The organism is Chloroflexus sp. (genome assembly GCF_034435895.1).
Classification (GTDB): Bacteria; Chloroflexota; Chloroflexia; order Chloroflexales; family Chloroflexaceae; genus Chloroflexus.
Genome location: NZ_DAOTWH010000333.1, coordinates 1 through 18695 on the forward strand (window position 1 = coordinate 1; position 18695 = coordinate 18695).

An 18695-nucleotide genomic window follows, 5' to 3' on the forward strand; every position below is an offset into this window, starting at 1 on the left:
GCTACGACCGCAACAAGGCGGGGCCACAGGGGGAATGGCCAACCGGCGCCGTGGGTGATGGCCAGAGGTGCTATGACCGTAACAACGCGAGGCCGCAGTAGGAGTCGCCAACCAGCACGTTCGTTGATGGCCCGCCGGCAATCTGCTGGCAGAGCCCTTGCCATGTCGCTGCGAGCAACGGCAGATTGTGGATTTGCCCGCGTCCCCACACCGATGCTAGCAACTCTTCTGGGGTGAAGGTGCGGTAGGGGGCTTCAGCCAAGACGCTGAGCAAGGTAAACGATGACAGATCGAGTTCGAGCGGGCGGCCATGGTAGGTAATGGTGCGCGCCGCGAGATCGAAGCCAAAGGGGCCAAGCGTAAACGGCGGCGGCGCATAACGCTGCCAGCGCCGCAACTGCGCCCGCACTCGTGCCATGAGCTCATCGGCGCGAAATGGCCGGGTGACATAGTCATCGACACCCTGCGCGAACGCCGTCACAACCAGCCGGTCGTGTCGCGGCCCCAAGACGACCAGCGTACCGGGATATTGAGTACGTAACGCATTGAGCAGATCAAGATGATCGCTTCCCGGCAAATCGATCAACGCGAGATCGGTTTGCCGGTTCAGCGTGCTGAATACGACGGCAGCGCCTCTCGCTATTTGAACGTAATACCCAGCGGACGTGAGCAGCGGCGATAGATATTCATCAATATATTCGCCCAATCCGCCAATCAAGATGCCATACGGAACATTCATTCCACAACGCCTCGAATTCAGAGACTAGATTGCTGTTTAAATCGCTACGGTATAACTTTGCATTCTGCCGGTGGTGAGGTGATCACCTCGACTACGACGCCATCCATCAATCCCAAAAACTGGCGCAGCGCCAGCTCGGCATTGCGCGTTCCCTGTTCCATAATCCCGTCTTCACACGCCGCTTGCAGGATCTGCTGTTCGGCTGCTTGCCGCGCCATCGTTTCAAGGTTGGGGTTTTCAGGGGCGAAGAGACCGCGATCACGGCTATAGACGCGCGTTTTGCTGTTGTCGAGCGTCGCACTAAAGACTTGCACCGGCGGCAACCGCACGGTGATCTGTTTCCCGTCGGGCGAAACTGTGACGGCGTCGGGCGTAAGCTGGCTGAGATCAACGCCGACGACCACGGTGCCATGGGCGATCAGCAAGAGGGCATCACCCGCTAACCAGTCACCAATAATTGGAATATTGCTCCCTTGGCGAATGTCGATCACCCGCTCGATCGTATATTTGCTGGTTTCTAACCGGCTCAGTTGCTGAATGCGTTGCACCACCGCCGCCCCGCTGATGATCTGCGGGGTTGGCGTCTGCACAATCACTTGCAGGTTCGTCCCTACCGAGCCAAGGGCATTCAGCCGTTGCGACAGCCAGAACACGCCGATCCCGACCACCAGTATGACGAGCAGAAAGATGATGAATGATGCCGGCCACCCGCCACTCACCGATCGCGAACGGTAACGAACTGGGAGCAGTTCGTCCCAGTCATCGTCAATCCACTCGCGCTGCCGGCGCAAACGCGACAACCGTTGCGCCCGGCGACGGATATCATCATCCTCGTCGTCGTACATTGGAAACCTCATGAAGGATTGCGGAGGCATCGCACCGTTGTGAACGAGATGTGGTACAGACTGAGCGATCGAGCCTCTCCCACAAGCACTGTCACCTTCTCAATCAACGTTCGCAACGACCCTTCTCGCACCCCGTGTCGCTACTACACTTTCGCGCCAACGTGAATAGCAACCGCACCCAACCCGTACAACCGGTAGAAGACGTGACGCCAACCGGCTTCCTTCATCATCGCCGCCAACCGATCGGGGGAAGGAAAGGCGCGCGCCGACTGGGGCAGATACGTATAGGCGCGCCGGTCACCGCCGAGCAAGGCGCCGATCCACGGCACGACCTGCTCGAAATACATCCGGTGCCCCCAACGAATAAGCGGGTTGCGCGGGCGCGCAACTTCGAGGCAGGCCATCATCGCGCCGGGGCGGGCCACGCGGTACATTTCGCGCAACGCAGCGGGAATATCGGTCACGTTGCGTAACACGAAACCGGTAGTAATCGCGTCGAAGGTATTGTCAGGGAACGGTAACTGCAACGCATCACCGGCGACAAAGGCCGCCCGGCCCGCAGCCGCCAATTCGGCAATTTTGGGTTGGCCGGCCTGCATCATTGGCAGGGTAAAATCAACCCCGACGACGATGCCATCTCGCGTCCACGCGGCCAACTCCGGCAAGAAGTCGCCGGTGCCGGTGCCGACATCGAGCGCGCGGCCATTTACCGGCGGCGCGACATATTCAACCACTTTGCGCCGCCAACCTTGATCCAACCCAAAAGTCATCACTCGATTGACCCGATCGTAGCCGCGGGCAATGCGGGCAAACATCTGCTCAACATAGGCCGCTTTTTCTTCCGGCGGCGGTAATACATTGGTGGTTGATCGATCTGGGGCCATGATTCCCTCGATAATCCATTTTTTGGAGCCGCACGGCCGTGCGGCGCTACGGGATGGACGTTCATACATACGGACGGATGACGTTACACGGATGGGCGAAATAACGCGCGCAACTCAGCGGGTGAACGGGCCACGGCCAACGCAGCCATTAACTTCAACCGCGCTTTCACCCCGCTCAGATTAGGGGCAAAGATCACGCCCAATTTGCGCAAATCATGATATGAACCGACGAAGCCAAATTCGTCGCCTAACCCACCGGCGCCGGCCCGGCTCGTCGCCACCACCGGAATCCGCCGTTGCACTGCTTCGCTCAGCCCCGGCAGCCACCACGGCGGCACCCGCCCGCTCCCTAAGGTCTCAATCACAATGCCGGCTACATTATCAGCGATGCTGTGGCGCAGTTGCCGGTCATCAGCTCCCTGTGCGACCCGGATCAAATCAACCGGCTCAACCAAACGCGACGCCGCGATGTGTTGCCGCGCCAGCGGACGCCAATGCAGGTGGGCATGGTCACCTTCCACCCGGCCTAATGCGCCCCCGGCAGCTGCAAACATGCCGGTTCCCTGACTAAAGTGCGATTGCACGACCGATGCTGCATAAATGGTATCATCAACCACCACCAACGCGCCCAACCCGGATGCCGTAGGCGCCGCTGCAACGGTGATCGCCGCCTGCAGGTCATTGATCGCGATAGCGCCGCTCGCATTCAGTCGCGGCAGGCTAGTGACTACCAACGGCGGGCTATCAGGCACGAGCAGATCGATCAAATAGGCTGTCTCTTCAAGCGTATCACTACCGCTAGCAACCACGATCCCGTCATACATGTCGCGCAGCGCGTTAATCCGTTGAACCAATGCTAAGACCTGCTGCGGCGTGAGATGGCTGCCGGGTAAATTCGTGAATTCTTCAATGGTTACGATCAAATCAGAGCGTAGCGCCAACGGCTGATCGTCACGGCTGCCGAGCGCGCGCCGGATAACTAATGCGCCACCGGTTGAGAGGATCAAAATCTTTGGCATAGCGGTTTTCGGGCGACCCAGCAGATGCGCTGAGTCTTAGCGGTAGGCAGTTGAAAGGTAAAGCCGTCATAACACCCTTCGATCATAAGCCCGGCAGTTTCGATCATCGTTGCCACCTGCTCTGGCGGGTAGGCGCGCTCGATATGGATCTCGTCAAAACGCTCGTAGCCGTCGTGATCATTGCCAATAAAACCGGTTAGCCACATGGTTGACGTATCGCTCACCGGGTCAAAATGGGTACGTTCCACCTGCACATAGCCTGCCTGCTCGCTGAACGAACATTGGCCCCAATCGACGGCCAAGAAATGGCGCGTATTCATATCACCGACAAACAATCCTCCCGGCGCCAAAACGTGCCCTACGCCACGCAAACACGCAGCCAGATCGTTGGCGCTGATCAGGTAATTGAGACTATCATAGGTGCATGTGACCAGATCAAAGGTATTGGCCGGCAGCAACCCGGCCACATCACGCATATCACCCTGCCGCAACTCAACGGCTGTTGCAACCCTCGCGAGCTTGCTCGCCGCTTGCGCCAGCATCGCTGGCGAACGGTCAAGACCCGTCACCATCCAGCCGTGTTCAGCCATGGTGGCGAGCAAGGTACCGGTGCCGCACGCGAGATCAAGCATCCGCCGCCCGGCAACCGGGTGGCGCTGCAAGATCTCTTCCAGATAGAGCGCGGTCAGCAGCGCAAACCGGATCTGGCCGCTCCCATCATACACCGCCGCGTAACGATTGTATGTCATGAAGGTATTGTACCACTTCGCCCGAGTGGGAACCAAAGCGAGACAATGAAGCCAACAATGATATGTTCGACGTTGATCAGCAAGAAGAGCGCCGCCAGCGTCAACGCCTGTTCTTGCGAATAGCCATACGCGGCGAGGGTTGCTACCAGCACGACATCGCGCACCCCAACGCCGCCGATCGAAATCGGCAACGCTTGCAAGACCGAGATGAGCGCTGAGGAGCCAATCACCACCAATAACGGCACTGCATTCAGATCGAGTGCAAGGTAGAGCAGCCACAGCCGCAAGAAGGTAAAAAAGACCGACGCGATGGTGGCTCCGCTCACGGTGGCAATCAGGATTGGCGTGAACGTCAGGCTGTGCATTTGCTCGTTCCACTGATCGAGCCGGGAACGCAAGCGCGGCGCGATTCGCGGTAAGACAACGGTAAGCAGCCATGAGCGCGGCCTGCGTGCTGTAAGCAACACCGTGACCGTTACCAGCCCGACTCCCATTACCACTACGATCGCCTGTTGCAACTCGCGGCTGGGCAACAGGCGTCCCAACGCAAAAACCCCGATCACCCCCAACGCCGACATGATGATCAGGTCGCACAGCCGATCGAGCACCACCGAAAGCAAGGCCGGCGCAGCCGGTTGGCCGCGATTGCGCAAGTAAACCGCCTTCAACAGATCGCCGGCTTGCCCCGGCGTCACCGCACCGTAGAAAATGCCGACCATATATAGGGCGCAGGCTGTAGGCAGATCGAGCGAAAGGTTCATCGCGCGCAAAATCTGAATCCAGCGCCATGATTTGAGGATGACGAACGGGGGCAGCAGCGCCAGCGACCAGATGATCGGCCCAATCTCAGCCGATTGCAAAATCTCCCACAATAAACCGAGATCACTGGTGAGTAGAAAGCCGATGAGCAACGCTGGCCCAATCAACCTAAGCAGCCATGAGAGAATGGGTCGCATGGACGCACTACTCCTCTTCAGCGATGCGCGGCGGGCGTTGGAAGCGGAGAGCGGCGACCTGCTCGGCATTCAGCCCGAACATAAAGATGATAATGCTGCCGACAAACAAGCCCACGGCTGAGTTGGGAATGTGGAAGCGCAGTGGATCGGTGATAAAAAAGCTGATCAAAAATGAGAGCAAGGCTAGCAATTGCATCGAGATGGCAACCGGAAAGTAGACGCGCAACGGCGCGAACAGCGAGACAATCCGTAAGATGATCAGGCCAAAGCGAATGCCGTTGCGCAAGAGTTTTTGCCCGCTCTGGCCGCCTTGCCGGCGTTGGCTGATCACTGGCACATACCCGACGTGGTAGCCAGCCTTCAGTAACGCCAGCGTGCTGGTTGTGGGGTATGAGTAGCGATTGGGCAGCAAATTGATGAACTCCATAATCACGTCACGCCGCATCGCCCGGTAGCCGCTAGTCAGATCGCGCACCTCGGTTTCAACCAGATAGCTGCCCAGCGCGTCGAGCGCACGGTTGCCCCAGCGCCGGAAGACCGAGTCGCCTTGCGTGTCGCGGGTGCGCGCCCCGACCACCATGTCGTAGCCATCAGCAATGCCGCCTAACAGATCAGGGATATAGCGCGGATCCATCTGCCCGTCGGCATCCATCAGCAGCACGACCTCGCCACGCGCTCGCCGGATGCCGGTTTTCACGGCTGCGCCGTTGCCACGATTGACCGGATGCCGGATGACCCGCGCACCGGCGGCTTGCGCGACTGCCGCCGTCTCATCACGCGAACAGTCATCGACCACGATGATTTCAGCGGCGGGCAAGACGGCGCGCACCCGCTCGATCACGCCGGCAATGCCGTGCGCTTCGTTGTAAGCCGGAATGACCACGCTCACGGTAAACGGATAGTCGCGAACGGCATCCGGCATTGCCTGCGACGAAATCTGCATCGGTTGCATCATATCCCTTTAGCGAATTGATAGTTGCTGCACCATGACGCTCAACGGGCACGCATCAGCATTATTCGGCAACGATTGGCAAGGCAAGAACGTCGGCGCGCTCAGACTGGCCGTCACCTCGCGTATGCCCTGCATCTGCGCCAGCAATGGCAGATAATACAACCGCCAGCCCCCCGGCGCAACTATGATCGGCATGCGTTGGTCGCCAATCGTGACCGTCAGCGGGGTTAGCGCCGGTGCGGCTAACCGTAGGGCCAGCATCTCATTGCCGGCAAGCGGCTTAGGTAAAGGCAGTCGGATCACACCGTCGCCTTGCAGCCAGCGATAGGTCGTCTCGCCGGCGCGCTCGCCGAAGGCGAATCCGTACAGATAACCGAGGTCAAGGTCGTTGCCAAGCGTCAGGGTTCTGGTTGGCGCCGGCCTTAACCTCGCAAACGCCAGCCGTTGCATGTCCTCGCCGCCCTGTTCTTCGGTTTTGCGCAGCAAGGCAATTGCTGTTGCCGTATCACCGTGCGCCCGTGCGATTGCCCCCCGCACCAGATTATTTCGATGGGTGGGGTAATCGCCGATGATCTGGCTAGCTTCATCATACCACCCTTGCGCCAGTAACCAACTGGCAAACTCAGCGCGGCTATCAGCAAAATCGGGATCAGCCGCCAGCATCGCCCGATACGCCTGTTCGATTGCAGCCGCATCCCCGCGCGCCATCGCCTGTCGCGCCGCTGCCCACGCTTGCTCGCGGGCAAGGCCGGCACGGATGATCTGCGGGTAGTCGCGATAGCTCAAGATGAGCACCGCCAGAAAGAGGCTGGCCGCGAGACCGGCGAACGCAAAGCGATCCCAGCGCAGCGGCTGGCGGCCGATCCGGGCCAGTGTCGCTGACCCATACAGCGCGAACCACAACCCAACCGGCAACAGGTAGCGCAGCTCGACGTGGATCAGCATCACCATCAGACACGTATAGCCGATCCAACCCAGCGCCACGGGGCGAAACGCGCCTTCGCGAGGGCGCGACAGCAAGGTGAAAGGCGCCGCCAGCACCATTACGAGCCAGATGAGATCACTAAGAATGCCGGCAAGCCAAATCTCGCGCACAGGACGGGCAAAGAAACTGGCCTTGACAAAAAAGTCTTCGATGAACTGCCCTTTCCAGATATGGTGAAGGTGCGGCCAGAGATAGCGCGTAAACCGCCACGGCTCGGTTTGGATGATTCGCCGCAATTCGGCGCTCACAAACTGTTGCCGCTCTTCTTGCGCAGTAAGATCCCTTTCGCCTCACCTTCACCACGGCCTTCATGTACCGCATCGCTCATCGCGATCCAGAGATAAACCGGGCCGAGGGTATCAATCAGAATAATGTCGCGGTAGAGGATGTAGTTGCGGATCGTCCACGGCGCAATCGTCAGCGCAAACGGCAGCAGAAACGCGAGCAAGGCGAGCAAAACTTGCTGCCGTCAGCGCTGGTCAGCGGCGCGCCACGGACTGATCGCGATAAAGAGCACCGCAAACGCGGCGCCGTCCAAGCCCGGCGAGCGGGCCAAAGCTGCGAATGCCAACGTCACCCCGGCCCCGATGAGCCAGCGCAGCCGCCGGTCATCGCGCCAACGCACGAGCAGCCAAGCATGGATGACCAGCATCGTGAAGAAGAGCGGCTCGCTGAGGATGAGCGCCGGCAATTCGACCATCGGCATCCAGACCGCAAGAATGGCCGCAAAGATAAGGCCGGTGCGCTGATCGAATAAGCGCCGCGCCAGATCGTAGCCAAGCGGGATGAGCGCCAATGACAAGATGACTTGGACAGCGCGAATCAGGGCAATGCCGATCGCCGGATCGCCGAACCATAACCCGATTCGCAACATAGCGGCGAAGAAGAAGATGTGGCCGGGCGGACGCACGAGCCACGAATTATCAACATATTCGCTGGTGACGGCAAAGCGGAGGGCGCGCACGTAATAATCGCCGTCATCGGCTGCCGAAAAGCGCGGATCGATCTGGTTGATCGCAATAAACCAGAGCCGCAAGGCGAGGCCGATCACGATCAGCACCCCGATGATCACGGAGGGTTGTCTCACCGCTTGGGCCAGCTTGATGCGCCACCAACGCGGCGGCTCGATCACTATGGGTTGGGTTGGCGAATATTCCATAAGCTGCTTGTACCCTCATTCACCGCTGGACGAGATACGTGCATCGTATAGAGCGTGAACCGGCCGGCACCAATCCGGGCCGCATCCGGCTGTGGCAGCGGCGGCGGCCCTTGTCCATTATCCCATAAGAGGTAATCGGCGCGCAGTGCTTGCAATTCGGCATACGTCACCGTGACCGGAACCCGCCGGTCGATCAGGTGCGCGATGGCCGAGTATTTGGCCAGCGGCAATCGGTCGGGGATCGCGGCAACGAGATTCGCATCCGTGGCCGGCATCATGCGTTGCACCAACTCGACCGCAGCCACTTCATCTGCCGGCTGCGCCGCCAGCACGGCTCTCACTCCATTGGCCGGGCCGGGGAGCAGGATGGTGATGATAAACAACGTCGCCAGCAAGAACGAGCGTCGGCTCCCCCAAAGCTGCGCCAAGGCCCACGCTGCGGCGACAGCGTACAGCGGCGCCAACGGCAAGAAGAAGCGCGGCAAGATGAAGGCGGTGGCAATCGCCGCTACGTACAACCCAATCAAGGCGATCAATGCCAGCCAACGCCGGTCAGCGCGATTGCGCCACGCTCGCCACCCCGCCGCCGCGATCCCGCCGATCGCCAACCAATTAGCCGGCCAACCCAGCAAGCGCAACTGATCGGCCCGGCCAAACTCACTCACATCTTCAGCGCCAGCGCCGAGAAACCCTACGATATTGCGGCCCCAGTTAGTCAGAAAGCGCACGGGATCCCGCCCAATCACTTCTACCAGACTAATGCTATTGGGAACCTCGTCCCATCGCTGCCAGTCGGTGTTGGCGTAGACCGCCAGCCAGATATTTTTCGCTTGTTGATTAAACAGTGGTTGGCCGGTTTGCGCCGTGTTCACCACCACCTGCGGCGCTGCCGCCACGGCAAATCCTACCACAAAGCTGAAGGCAGCGCGCTTCTCGCCACTAAACCAGAGCGCACTGGCGCCCCATAGCAGCAAGAGCAAGCCGGGATGGCGGATGAGAAACGCGGCGCCGGCCAGCATTCCGGCGAGGAACGCTAGCGGGCGTGATCGTCGCGCATGCGCGTGCAAGGTTACGGCCACCGCTAACGTGAAGCAGGCGGCAAACGGCATATCGCTGCCGACCAGCAAACCGTATTGCGCCACCATCCCGCTCAGCGCCAACAACATTGCCGCCAGCGCTGCCGGAGCAGGTGGGAGCAAGCTGCGCGCCAGCAGATAACCAGCGCCGATCAGCATCCCGCCGCTCACGAGCGCAATCAGGCGCGCGGCGAGAAAGGCGTTATCGCTAGTCAATGGCCGTATCAGCCAGAGCAATAATGGATAGCCGAGATTGTAAAAGCCATCGGCTTGAGAGATGGTTGCCAGCGTGTCACGGGTGGCAAACACGCGAAAATCGTTCTCGACGCCGGGCCGGGCCAGTGTGACATGCGCCTGCATAGCGGGAATAAGCCATACCATCCAGCTCAGCGCGATGGCAAGCGCGAGCACGGGCAGGCTCCAGCGCGGCCAGGCGGCGCTCAGCCGCGGCCATTGCCAAACCACATAACCGGCAGCGATCACCGCCGCCGTCACCGGTGGCAGATAGAGCAAGGGATACGGGCTGAGACGGTAGAACAGCAGCCAGAGAAAGCCATAACCGACAACTGCGGCCAGTACGAATCGCCACGACCGCTTATGTAACATCATCCCGGCCAAGGCGCCAATCAACGCCGCATACCCCAACTGCGCAGGGTACGGCAGCAACGGCGGCAGAGCGCTGAGCGTAACCTGATCCAACAGAATGCGCGCATTGGTAGCAGGTGAAGCGAAGCGGATCACCACATCCACCGCTTTCGTCCAACCGCCGGTGATAGAGACCTTATGCTCTTCCCAATCACCGCGGGCAAGCAACTGAAGCGGCGCTTCGTCATTCACCTGTACCGTTAGTGGTGTGCCAGCCGGCGCCTGCCACCGGAACGTAACCATCGCCGGTGCGCCGATCTGCGGCAAGCGTAGCGCCGCCGCCGGTAACACCCGCCGCACCGCCCCATCAGCGCCGGCCATCCCGGATTCAGGTTCGCTGAAGCCTTGCGCTACCGCTGCGTCATTGCGGCCAATGTCAAACGTGCGTTGCACCGGTGTTTGGCTAAAGAGGGCAATAACTAGAACGGCCATGAGCGCACCGGCCAACGCAGGCTTCAGGGTTGGCATCGCGATGAGCGCTCGCACAAGACACGCCCTAGCCATTACGGGGTCGCCGTAGGCGCAGTGAGCGGTAACGGCTCTTGTACCGGCACGTCTGCCGATGGCGGTGAAACCAAGGCCCGGTTCACCCAACCGGCACCGCTGCCATCGGGATTGGCAATAAACGAGTCGGGACTGCGCCGTTCGCCTAGCCGGATCAGATACCACTGGTCATTGGCGGTGCGGGCCAGAAAGATGATCTCATCACCAGCATTAATGCGCCCAATCGGTTGGTTATTAGTGCCAGGCAGCGGGCGCACATTCGCCACTTGCAACGCTGTGCCAGTAATTGGCTGCGTCACGGCTGGCGCTGGCGTTTGGTTCGCTGCTGGCGTTGGCCGGCGCGGGGTCGCGGTCGGGCGCGGCGTCGGCAGCGCCAGCATCGGCAATTCGGTTTGGCCGGGTACGTAGCGGCCAAACTGATCCAATTCGTTGCGTAGCGCGCCAATCACCTCAAACGCCAGCGCTACCGACAACAAAAAGATTACACTCACTACCGCCAGCTTAATTAATTCAAGGCTCTGCGCCCAAATGCTGCGCCGGCTCAGCAGATCGAGTGCACTCTGCGCGGCGCTGGCCACCGATTCGCCCCAACTGGTGCGGCCTTGATCCGAACGAGCTACTTCACGGAGAGCCAACAAGGCTCGCACATCACCGACTTGAGTCAAAGCACGCACCGCCCCCCAGCGCACATTAGCGTTCTGATGCTTGAGGGCGGCAATCAACGGCCCGGTTGCCCGGCCATCGCCAATCTGGGCCAATGCTTCCGTCGCCCGATAGACAGCCAACCACGGCTGATCAGGGTTGACGATGGTACACAAGGCCGGCACTGCCGCTGAACCGATATTGACCAGCGCATCAACCGCTTCGGCATGGCGCGGATGGTTGGGATCGCCAAGCGCGCCAATCAGCGCGTTAATCTCAGCCCGCGATGGGTGGCGTTCTGCCGGTGGGGCTGATCGTGGCAGCCGGGGCGAGGTCAAGCGCTGGGTCGGGCGCGGGGTTGGAGTAGGTTCGGGCGGCGATTGGTTTGGTTGCGGTTCAGTCGTCATCAGTCTGCAATCTCTCCGGCATGTGGCTGGCGCGTCAGCAGCCACTGCTCAAACTGGGCTACGATCAGATCAAGCAGCGTGGCCGCCGCTTCAGCTTTCGGTTGCCGCGGTAATTCCACGGCCTGCTTACCATCAAGAACGGTCAAGGCAATCTCAGGTTGGCCGATGCTGGCGATGGCATCGTTGGCAACGATCAGATCCAAGCCTTTCCGTTGCAGCTTGCTGCGGGCATTGGCCAAGAGATCATGCGTTTCGGCGGCAAAGCCAACCTTGAAGATATCGGTGCGGTGCGCTAATTCACCGACGACATCAGGATTCTGCACGAGTTGCAGGGTTATGCCTTCATCGCCATGCTTCTTAATCTTCTCAGCCGCCATCTGCGCCGGGCGAAAGTCGGCCACAGCCGCATTCATGATCAAGATATCCGCTTGGGCACACGCGGCCTGCACCGCCGCGCGCATTTCGAGCGCGGTATCGATGGCAACATACGTGACTGCCCGTGGCGGCGTAAGCGCCGTCGGCCCGCTAATCAGCGTCACCGTCGCACCTAGATCACGGGCGCGTTCGGCCAGCGCATACCCCATTTGCCCCGATGAGCGGTTGCCAAGGTAGCGCACCGGATCGATCGGCTCACGGGTACCGCCAGCCGTCACCACCACGCGACGGCCTCGCAGTGGCCCATGGTGGCGGCCCAGCAAGGCGCGAATTTCAGCCAGCAGGTCGGCTGGTTCGGGGAGACGACCGCGGCCAACCACCGGTTCGGCCATCCGGCCCACCTCCGGCTCCACCACGTAAGCCCCGCGCGCGCGGAGCGTCGCCACATTCGCCTGCGTCGCCGGATGCTCGTACATCGAGGGATTCATCGCCGGCGCAATCAGCAGTGGCGCGCGTGTCGCCAGCACGGTGGTGGTGAGCAGGTCATCGCACAGACCGGCGGCCAGCCGGGCAATGGTGTTGGCCGTCGCCGGCGCGATCACCACCGCATCGGCCCGTATGCCAAGGCTCACATGGCCGATTACCCCGTCTTCAGGCAAGCTCCACATGTCGGTCAACACTGGCCGTCCAGTGAGCGCTTGAAACGTTGCCGGGCCGACAAACCGCTCGGCGGCTTCGGTCATGATGACATCAACCTGCGCCCCAGCCAACGTGAGATCGCGCGCCACTTGCACGACTTTGTAAGCGGCAATACTGCCGCATACGCCTAGTACAATTCGTTTGCCCGCCAGCGTATCCATACCATTTCCGTCATTCAGGCCGACTCCCTGCGGGCGCATTGTAGCACATGTAACGCGATGCCACAGCTAAGCGTAGTTTGGCGTAAAATGCTCGCTAAATGACGCGATAAAAGCGCTTGCAGAACCGATAAGCTTGTGCTACACTTCACAACACTCTCCCCGAACCAATGGAGGACTTTCGTGGAGCGTTCTGATTTACCACCTGATGTTGTCATCCGGCGACTTCCTCTCTATGCACGGAGCTTGCGCTACCTGCTCGAAGAGGGTATTCACTCCGTCTCTTCCCAAGAGCTCGGTGAACGGATCAACGTCACCGCAGCCCAGATCCGCAAAGACCTTTCGTATTTTGGCGAGTTTGGCAAGCAAGGCATCGGCTACGATGTCGAGAAGTTGTTGCAGCACATCGAGCGCATTCTTGGCATCAACCAACATTGGCCGGTCGTGCTGGTTGGCATCGGTCTGTTAGGCCAAGCGATTGCCCGCTACGAAGGCTTCCGCACCGAAGGGATCGAGATTGTTGCGCTCTTTGACTCTGACCCGGCCAAGATTGGTCAGCGAGTCGGCGAGCTGGTCGTGCAAGATTTTGCCAATGTGCGGCGCGTCATCGCCGAAAAGCGCATTAAGCTAGCAATTATCGCCGTGCCGGCGCTACAAGCGCAGCGCGTCGCCGATGTGTTGATCGAAGCCGGCGTTCGCGCTATTCTGAGCTATGCGCCAATGATTTTGCAAGTTCCGGAAGATGTCTGGGTGCGGTATATCGATCCGGTGGCCGTGTTGCAGAGCATGACCTATTACCTCGCCCGCGAACAACCGCCCTCGTAGGGCCGCCCGGCGGTGCGCCTCTAGCGCGGCAGTGCGATACCAGCTCGGCGTCTGCATGAAAACCGCGTAGCGGAAGGAATGCACATGCTAGCAAGCTTCAAGCGATACCGGTTCGGAGTACTAATCAGACTAATCAGCGGGTTGATCGCTGCCTTGCTGATCGTGCAGTTGTGGCCGGTTGCGTCGCTTGATACCGTACTTCGACCTCCATTCGCGCCGGTTGCGGCCCACGCCAGCCATGCCTTCACCGCCTTAGCTGCTCGCACCACGACACCATTGCTCGCCGCATGGGACGCCCGTACCGGCATTCCGACCTTCCTTGTTCCCGCCACACCTGATGGCCGCTTGCCCTACACTCCGGCCGCTGCCGAAATCGGCAACCCGCTCGCGATTGCCCGCGGTTTTCTCGACCGCGAACGCGCACTCTTTGGCCTGCGCAGCGTCGCTGCCGAGTTGCGCCCGTTGCCGCTGGAACCTGATCGCCAGCTCGATTTTCACCATATTCGGTTTGAACAGGTCTACAACGGCATACCCGTCTTTGGCCGCCGGTTGATTGTCCATCTCGATCCAGCCGGGCAGGTGGTGGCAGTCAACGGTCACTTCGAGCCGGGGATTGCAGTCGAGACCCAACCTACGCTCGCGTCGCAAGCTGCAATGACGATTGCGCTGGGCCATATCTGGCAAGAACTGGAACCGGACGAGCGGATGCGGGTGCAATTCACGCCGTTGCCCGATCGTACCAGTTTGATGATCTACGTCCGCGCTGACGGCCATGCGGTGCTAGTCTGGTCGGTGCGTGTGCTGACCACCGCGCCGCTCGGCGAGTGGCAGGTGTTCGTGCATGCCCGGCGCGGCAGCGTGGTGCATGCGATTGACCAACTCGCCGGCGCGAAACGCCGTCGCACCTATACCGCCAACAATACCACCCGCTTGCCCGGTCGCTTGCTGGCCGAAGAGGGTGAATTACCGCGTGATGCGATTGCGCGCGCTGCCCACGAGGGAGCCGGCAAGGTCTACGACTACTACTTCAATACCCACCAACGCGACTCGTTTGACGGTCGCGGCGGCGCAATGGTCTCAACCGTCAGCTATGGCAGCGATCCTGAAGATGCTGACAACGCGGCATGGATTGGCGAACTCAAGCAGATGATCTACGGCGATGGCGGACGGCTCTTCAAACCGTTGCCGTACGGTCTTGATGTGATCGGCCACGAGTTTACCCACGGCGTGATCGATGCGACGGCGCAGTTGATCTATGAAAACCAGTCGGGCGCGCTCAACGAGTCGTATGCCGATGTGTTTGCGGTGATGATCGACCGCGACGACTGGCTGATCGGCGAGGACGTGGTGAAGTCGCCGCCGTATCCTGTCACGCACCTGCGGAGTATGGCTGACCCGACGTTAGGCGGACGATATAACGCGCGCGATCCGCTGCGCAGCGTCGGCCAACCAGCCACGATGAACGAGTATGCGAACTTGCCTAACACTCGTCGCACCGACAACGGCGGCGTGCATGTGAATAGCGGCATTCCCAACCACGCCGCTTATTTGCTTGCGCAGCAGATCGGGCGCGAAAAGGTGGAACGAATCTATTACCGAACGCTGACCCAATACTTGACGCCAAGCAGCACCTTCGCCGATGCTGCCGCCGCTACCGCTCGCGCTGCCGCTGATCTCTACGGCCAGACCGAAGTCGCTGCGGTACGCGATGCCTTTGCCGCCGTTGGCATAACCAGCACGGCTACCCCCGGCGGCCCAGTCGTGCAGCCACCAAGCAGCTTGCCCGACACAACGCCCGCGCCGCCGGCAGCGCAGAATCTCCCCCCCGGTTGCAGTGACCTGATTGTCAATGGCGGTTTTGAAGCTGACGCCGGTTGGGAACAGGCGACAACGCTTGACGCCTCGTTGATCGATACCGAATTGCCTCGCAGCGGCAAGCGCAGCGCATGGCTCGGTGGAACCGATCAAGAGAGTTTTCAGCTCATCTATCAAGATGTCCGCATTCCGGCTAACGCCACCAGCGTTGAATTGCGTTATGCCCGGCTGGTGCATTTTGAGCTTAGCAGCATCGCCGGTCTCTTTGCCGGTGAAGCGATCTTTTCGGTCGTCATTGCCGATACCCGCACCAACCCACTTGCCACCGTGGAGCGGATCCGATCGAGCGACGGCGATGACACGTGGCGCGAGCGGCGCGCCGATGCCAGCCAGTATGCCGGCAAGACGGTGCGTATTGTCTTTGCCGCCGAAAACCCGCGCGGCAATATCAGCAGTATGTTTGTCGATGATGTTGCGTTGATTGCTTGCACCACCGGCAATGCGCCAAGCACGCCGCCGGTCAATAATAACGATCTGGTCTTCCTGCAAGGTACGATCAGCGATGCTGACAGCGGGCGCGGCGTGCGCGGCGCGCAGATCTTTATTCTGAAACCGGGCATTACGGCGCGCCAAGCCGCTGCAGATGACACGCTCACGACGGATGAGGTATTGACGATGGCGATCGCCGATGACAATGGCGGCTTCCGCACCGAGCAGCCGGTGTTGCGCGGCCAGAGTTATAGTGTGATTGTAGTGGCGCGTGGGTATCGCACAATCCTTTCTGATGGCGAATTACGCATTCCGGCGACGGCCACCAATCCGTACCGGGTCGATGCCCGAATGCGCCGGTCGCGGTAGTAGGGGCGGAGCGGCATCCGCCCTTAAGGCCGAGCGGGATCCGCCCCTACCGTCATCCACAGCAACCGTCTCGTAAAGAGTGCATATTATGTCGAATGAACGTTTGGAGTGTTGCATCTGCCACCAACCCCAATCACCGCCCTACCACATCCTCGGCGGGAGGGTCTATTGCGCGCGCCATTATGCGCTGGTCAACAAACCGCACCGTGGTTTCTGGCAGGCTAGCCTCATCCAGATTCTCGGTATGGCGGCGCTCAGCGCACTGCTGGCATGGCTGGGCAACGCCATCGGCCCGCTCAGCGGCTTGCCCCTGCTCGTGGCCGGCATCGTCTTGTCGGTGTTGCCGGCGGCGCTATGGCTGATCTTTTTCTACCGCCAAGATCGGCTCGAACCAGAACCGAAACGCAATATCGCCGCCGTCTTCTTTACTGCGCTCTTGCTCACCGATGTGATCGGGCGGCGGGCCATCGAAGAGTGGTGGCGCGTCAGTGACTGGGCCGCTGCCGATACGACCACATCGCTACTGGCGGCGCTCTGTATCTTGGGGCCGCTGCGGCAGGTGATCGCTTACGTCGCCGTGCGTGCCATGGTCTACGCCACCGATGAATTCGATGAACGGATGGACGGGATTGTCTACGGCACGGTCGCCGGTCTCGGCGTGGCCACCCTGCTCAACCTGCGCTACGTGCTGGCCAGCGAAGGGGTGGCGTTGGCGCCGGGGGTGATCACGACCGCCACTACGGCGCTGGCGCAGGCCAGCTTTGGCGGGTTGATGGGGTACGTGATGGCGGAAGCCAAATTTAGCCATCGCCCGATCTGGTTTGTGCCGCTTGGCTTTGCCGTCACTGCGGCGCTGAACGGTTTGGTGAGCTGGCTGATCGCCGAAGTGAGCGCCGTGGGTCTCACCGTCGATCCGTGGCGTTCGCTGGCGCTAGGGGTGGCAGTGGCCCTGATCGCCTACCTCACCCTGATCGTGCTGATCCGGCGGAGCGTGATGGTGACGTTGCAGCAATCGTCATAGCGAGGAATACCTATGATCGGGCAGATTGGCAATGAACGAGTCTGGCGATTGCGGCTCTGGAATAAAGACCTCGGCGTGGCGCTGGTCACGGCGCTGGCGCTGCTGGCCGGCACGTTGCTGATGTGGCGTACCGAGACGGCCACCCGCTCGTTTGTGAGTCCCGACGCTACCCTGCGCCTCGCCTATCCGGCCCATTGGGTCAGCGTTGACTCGCTGAGTGATGTGCTGCTGAAGGTGAAAGACCCGCAAATGGCGAGCCTGTTCAAAACTACCTTAAGCGTTGAACAGCGCGACATCGATCCAGCCAATCCACCGACCTTGCAAGAGCTGCTCGACCGCCGGGTCGAAGACCGCAGTCTGCTGACCGGCTACCATTTTCTGGGTGAAGCTGAGACAACGGTCGCTGGCCAGCGCGCGATTATGACTGATTTTGCGTATGTCGTGCAACCGATCGACGAGCCGCGCCGTCCAGCGTTGCCAGTGGTGGTGCGGGCGCGCGAATACATCTTCGTCACCGCGAACCATTCGTTCTATCTGACGCTGGCCGCTCCCGCCGCTGAGTTTGACCGGCTCGAAGGCGCGCTAGCGCGGATTATCGCTTCGGTGGAGGCGCCATGAGCATTCCTGATGAGCAAGGCGGCTGGTTGCTGGGTGAGCGTCTCGCTGACGGCAGCGACGCATCATTACGCGCGCCGGCGCTACCCCGGCGCGCGTTGTTGATGGTGAGCCGCAGCGGCGGCCTGCGTTTCACCACTCGCACCATCACCATCTACCACAACGGCTTGGTGATCAGCGATGATCCGGCCCGCCGTCCTCGCACTCTCTCACCGCAAGCCATCAGGCGCCTCTACCACACCCTTTTGCGCACCCGCCCCTGCCGCCTCCCCCGCCGCAGCGAATCATCGCCTGATAGTTATGTCTACTCTTTCTACACCCGCATCGGCGAACGAATCTGCCAGTTTGAAGTCGTCACCCACAACGCGCCGCCGGCTGTGCGCACCCTGCTGCGTTTGGTACGGCAAGCAGGGTTGTAAACGCCGGCTGCCATTCGCGGCAATGCCGTGTGCGGAGCATGCCGGCAATTGCAATCAGTAGCCAAGCTTGCGATTCACCCCTCTTGACAAACCGTTGTCTCGTTGTTATCGTTTTTGATAACAATATTAATTCTAACAATGAGATAAGATTCCAGAACTCAAGGAGTACCTACCAATGCCATCGAAAAAGACCATCAAAGAAGTCGGTTCGCTCATACTCGGCTTCATCTTGGGCGTGTGGCTTTATGATCTGTACGAAACCGGCGGCTAGGATTTGCTCGCGGCCGAGTGGTGGCAGGGAACGCTCGTAGTGGGGATTCGGCTCGTGATCTTGCTCACGTGGGATCG

General features: G+C 60.5%; 18 protein-coding genes. 5 read left to right on the plus strand and 13 right to left on the minus strand.

The features are described from left to right. Positions 1–70 precede the first annotated feature (70 nt). The 13 genes from U9R81_RS18395 to coaBC form a co-directional block, all read right to left on the minus strand. On the minus strand, positions 71–739 hold the full coding sequence (locus U9R81_RS18395; protein ID WP_322496867.1) for a response regulator transcription factor: 669 nt from the start codon (positions 737–739) through the stop codon (positions 71–73). Positions 740–783: 44 nt separating this feature from the next. After that, positions 784–1584 (minus strand): DUF4230 domain-containing protein, encoded by an 801-nt coding sequence (locus U9R81_RS18400; protein ID WP_322496868.1) that lies wholly within the window; start codon positions 1582–1584, stop codon positions 784–786. A gap of 143 nt (positions 1585–1727) precedes the next feature. Beyond that, the gene (gene ubiE / locus U9R81_RS18405; RefSeq protein WP_322496869.1) at positions 1728–2468 is read right to left on the minus strand and encodes a bifunctional demethylmenaquinone methyltransferase/2-methoxy-6-polyprenyl-1,4-benzoquinol methylase UbiE; all 741 of its coding nucleotides are present in this window, start codon (positions 2466–2468) and stop codon (positions 1728–1730) included. Between the two features lie 83 nt (positions 2469–2551). Continuing rightward, positions 2552–3487 (minus strand): asparaginase, encoded by a 936-nt coding sequence (locus tag U9R81_RS18410; protein WP_322496870.1) that lies wholly within the window; start codon positions 3485–3487, stop codon positions 2552–2554. After that, positions 3472–4236 carry a class I SAM-dependent methyltransferase gene (locus tag U9R81_RS18415; RefSeq protein WP_322496871.1) on the minus strand — a complete coding sequence of 255 codons (765 nt, stop codon included), beginning with the start codon at positions 4234–4236 and terminating at the stop codon, positions 3472–3474. Before U9R81_RS18415 ends, U9R81_RS18410 begins: the two co-directional genes overlap by 16 nt. Beyond that, positions 4233–5192, minus strand: a complete 960-nt coding sequence (locus U9R81_RS18420) for a lysylphosphatidylglycerol synthase transmembrane domain-containing protein (protein ID WP_322496872.1) — start codon at positions 5190–5192, stop codon at positions 4233–4235. Before U9R81_RS18420 ends, U9R81_RS18415 begins: the two co-directional genes overlap by 4 nt. A 7-nt stretch (positions 5193–5199) precedes the next feature. Further along, on the minus strand, positions 5200–6147 hold the full coding sequence (locus U9R81_RS18425; RefSeq protein WP_322496873.1) for a glycosyltransferase family 2 protein: 948 nt from the start codon (positions 6145–6147) through the stop codon (positions 5200–5202). A gap of 6 nt (positions 6148–6153) precedes the next feature. Further along, on the minus strand, positions 6154–7377 hold the full coding sequence (locus tag U9R81_RS18430; protein ID WP_322496874.1) for a tetratricopeptide repeat protein: 1224 nt from the start codon (positions 7375–7377) through the stop codon (positions 6154–6156). Beyond that, entirely contained in the window at positions 7374–7586 is a 213-nt protein-coding gene (locus U9R81_RS18435) for a hypothetical protein (protein WP_322496875.1), read from the minus strand. Before U9R81_RS18435 ends, U9R81_RS18430 begins: the two co-directional genes overlap by 4 nt. Positions 7587–7598: 12 nt before the next feature. Continuing rightward, on the minus strand, positions 7599–8288 hold the full coding sequence (locus tag U9R81_RS18440) for a glycosyltransferase family 39 protein (protein ID WP_322496876.1): 690 nt from the start codon (positions 8286–8288) through the stop codon (positions 7599–7601). Beyond that, positions 8261–10495: a glycosyltransferase family 39 protein gene (locus tag U9R81_RS18445; protein WP_322496877.1), complete on the minus strand. Its 2235-nt coding sequence runs from the start codon at positions 10493–10495 to the stop codon at positions 8261–8263. Before U9R81_RS18445 ends, U9R81_RS18440 begins: the two co-directional genes overlap by 28 nt. Positions 10496–10512: 17 nt before the next feature. Next, the gene (locus U9R81_RS18450) at positions 10513–11562 is read right to left on the minus strand and encodes an SH3 domain-containing protein (protein WP_322496878.1); all 1050 of its coding nucleotides are present in this window, start codon (positions 11560–11562) and stop codon (positions 10513–10515) included. Next, complete coding sequence (gene coaBC, locus U9R81_RS18455) at positions 11562–12797, minus strand: bifunctional phosphopantothenoylcysteine decarboxylase/phosphopantothenate--cysteine ligase CoaBC (protein WP_322496879.1); 1236 nt, start codon at positions 12795–12797, stop codon at positions 11562–11564. The genes U9R81_RS18450 and coaBC overlap by 1 nt, the downstream gene beginning before the upstream one ends. A 180-nt stretch (positions 12798–12977) precedes the next feature. On the opposite strand from coaBC, the gene U9R81_RS18460 reads away from it, so the two are divergent. From U9R81_RS18460 to U9R81_RS18480, 5 genes are all read left to right on the plus strand, one after another. Next, positions 12978–13619 carry a redox-sensing transcriptional repressor Rex gene (locus U9R81_RS18460; RefSeq protein WP_322496880.1) on the plus strand — a complete coding sequence of 214 codons (642 nt, stop codon included), beginning with the start codon at positions 12978–12980 and terminating at the stop codon, positions 13617–13619. An 84-nt stretch (positions 13620–13703) separates the two neighbouring features. Then, complete coding sequence (locus U9R81_RS18465) at positions 13704–16292, plus strand: M4 family metallopeptidase (protein WP_322496881.1); 2589 nt, start codon at positions 13704–13706, stop codon at positions 16290–16292. A gap of 88 nt (positions 16293–16380) precedes the next feature. Continuing rightward, positions 16381–17313 carry a PrsW family glutamic-type intramembrane protease gene (locus U9R81_RS18470; protein WP_322496882.1) on the plus strand — a complete coding sequence of 311 codons (933 nt, stop codon included), beginning with the start codon at positions 16381–16383 and terminating at the stop codon, positions 17311–17313. A gap of 12 nt (positions 17314–17325) precedes the next feature. Further along, a complete protein-coding gene (locus tag U9R81_RS18475; protein ID WP_322496883.1) occupies positions 17326–17931 on the plus strand; it encodes a hypothetical protein in 606 nt (201 codons plus the stop codon). Continuing rightward, positions 17928–18347, plus strand: a complete 420-nt coding sequence (locus U9R81_RS18480) for a hypothetical protein (RefSeq protein ID WP_322496884.1) — start codon at positions 17928–17930, stop codon at positions 18345–18347. Before U9R81_RS18475 ends, U9R81_RS18480 begins: the two co-directional genes overlap by 4 nt. Positions 18348–18695 lie beyond the last annotated feature (348 nt).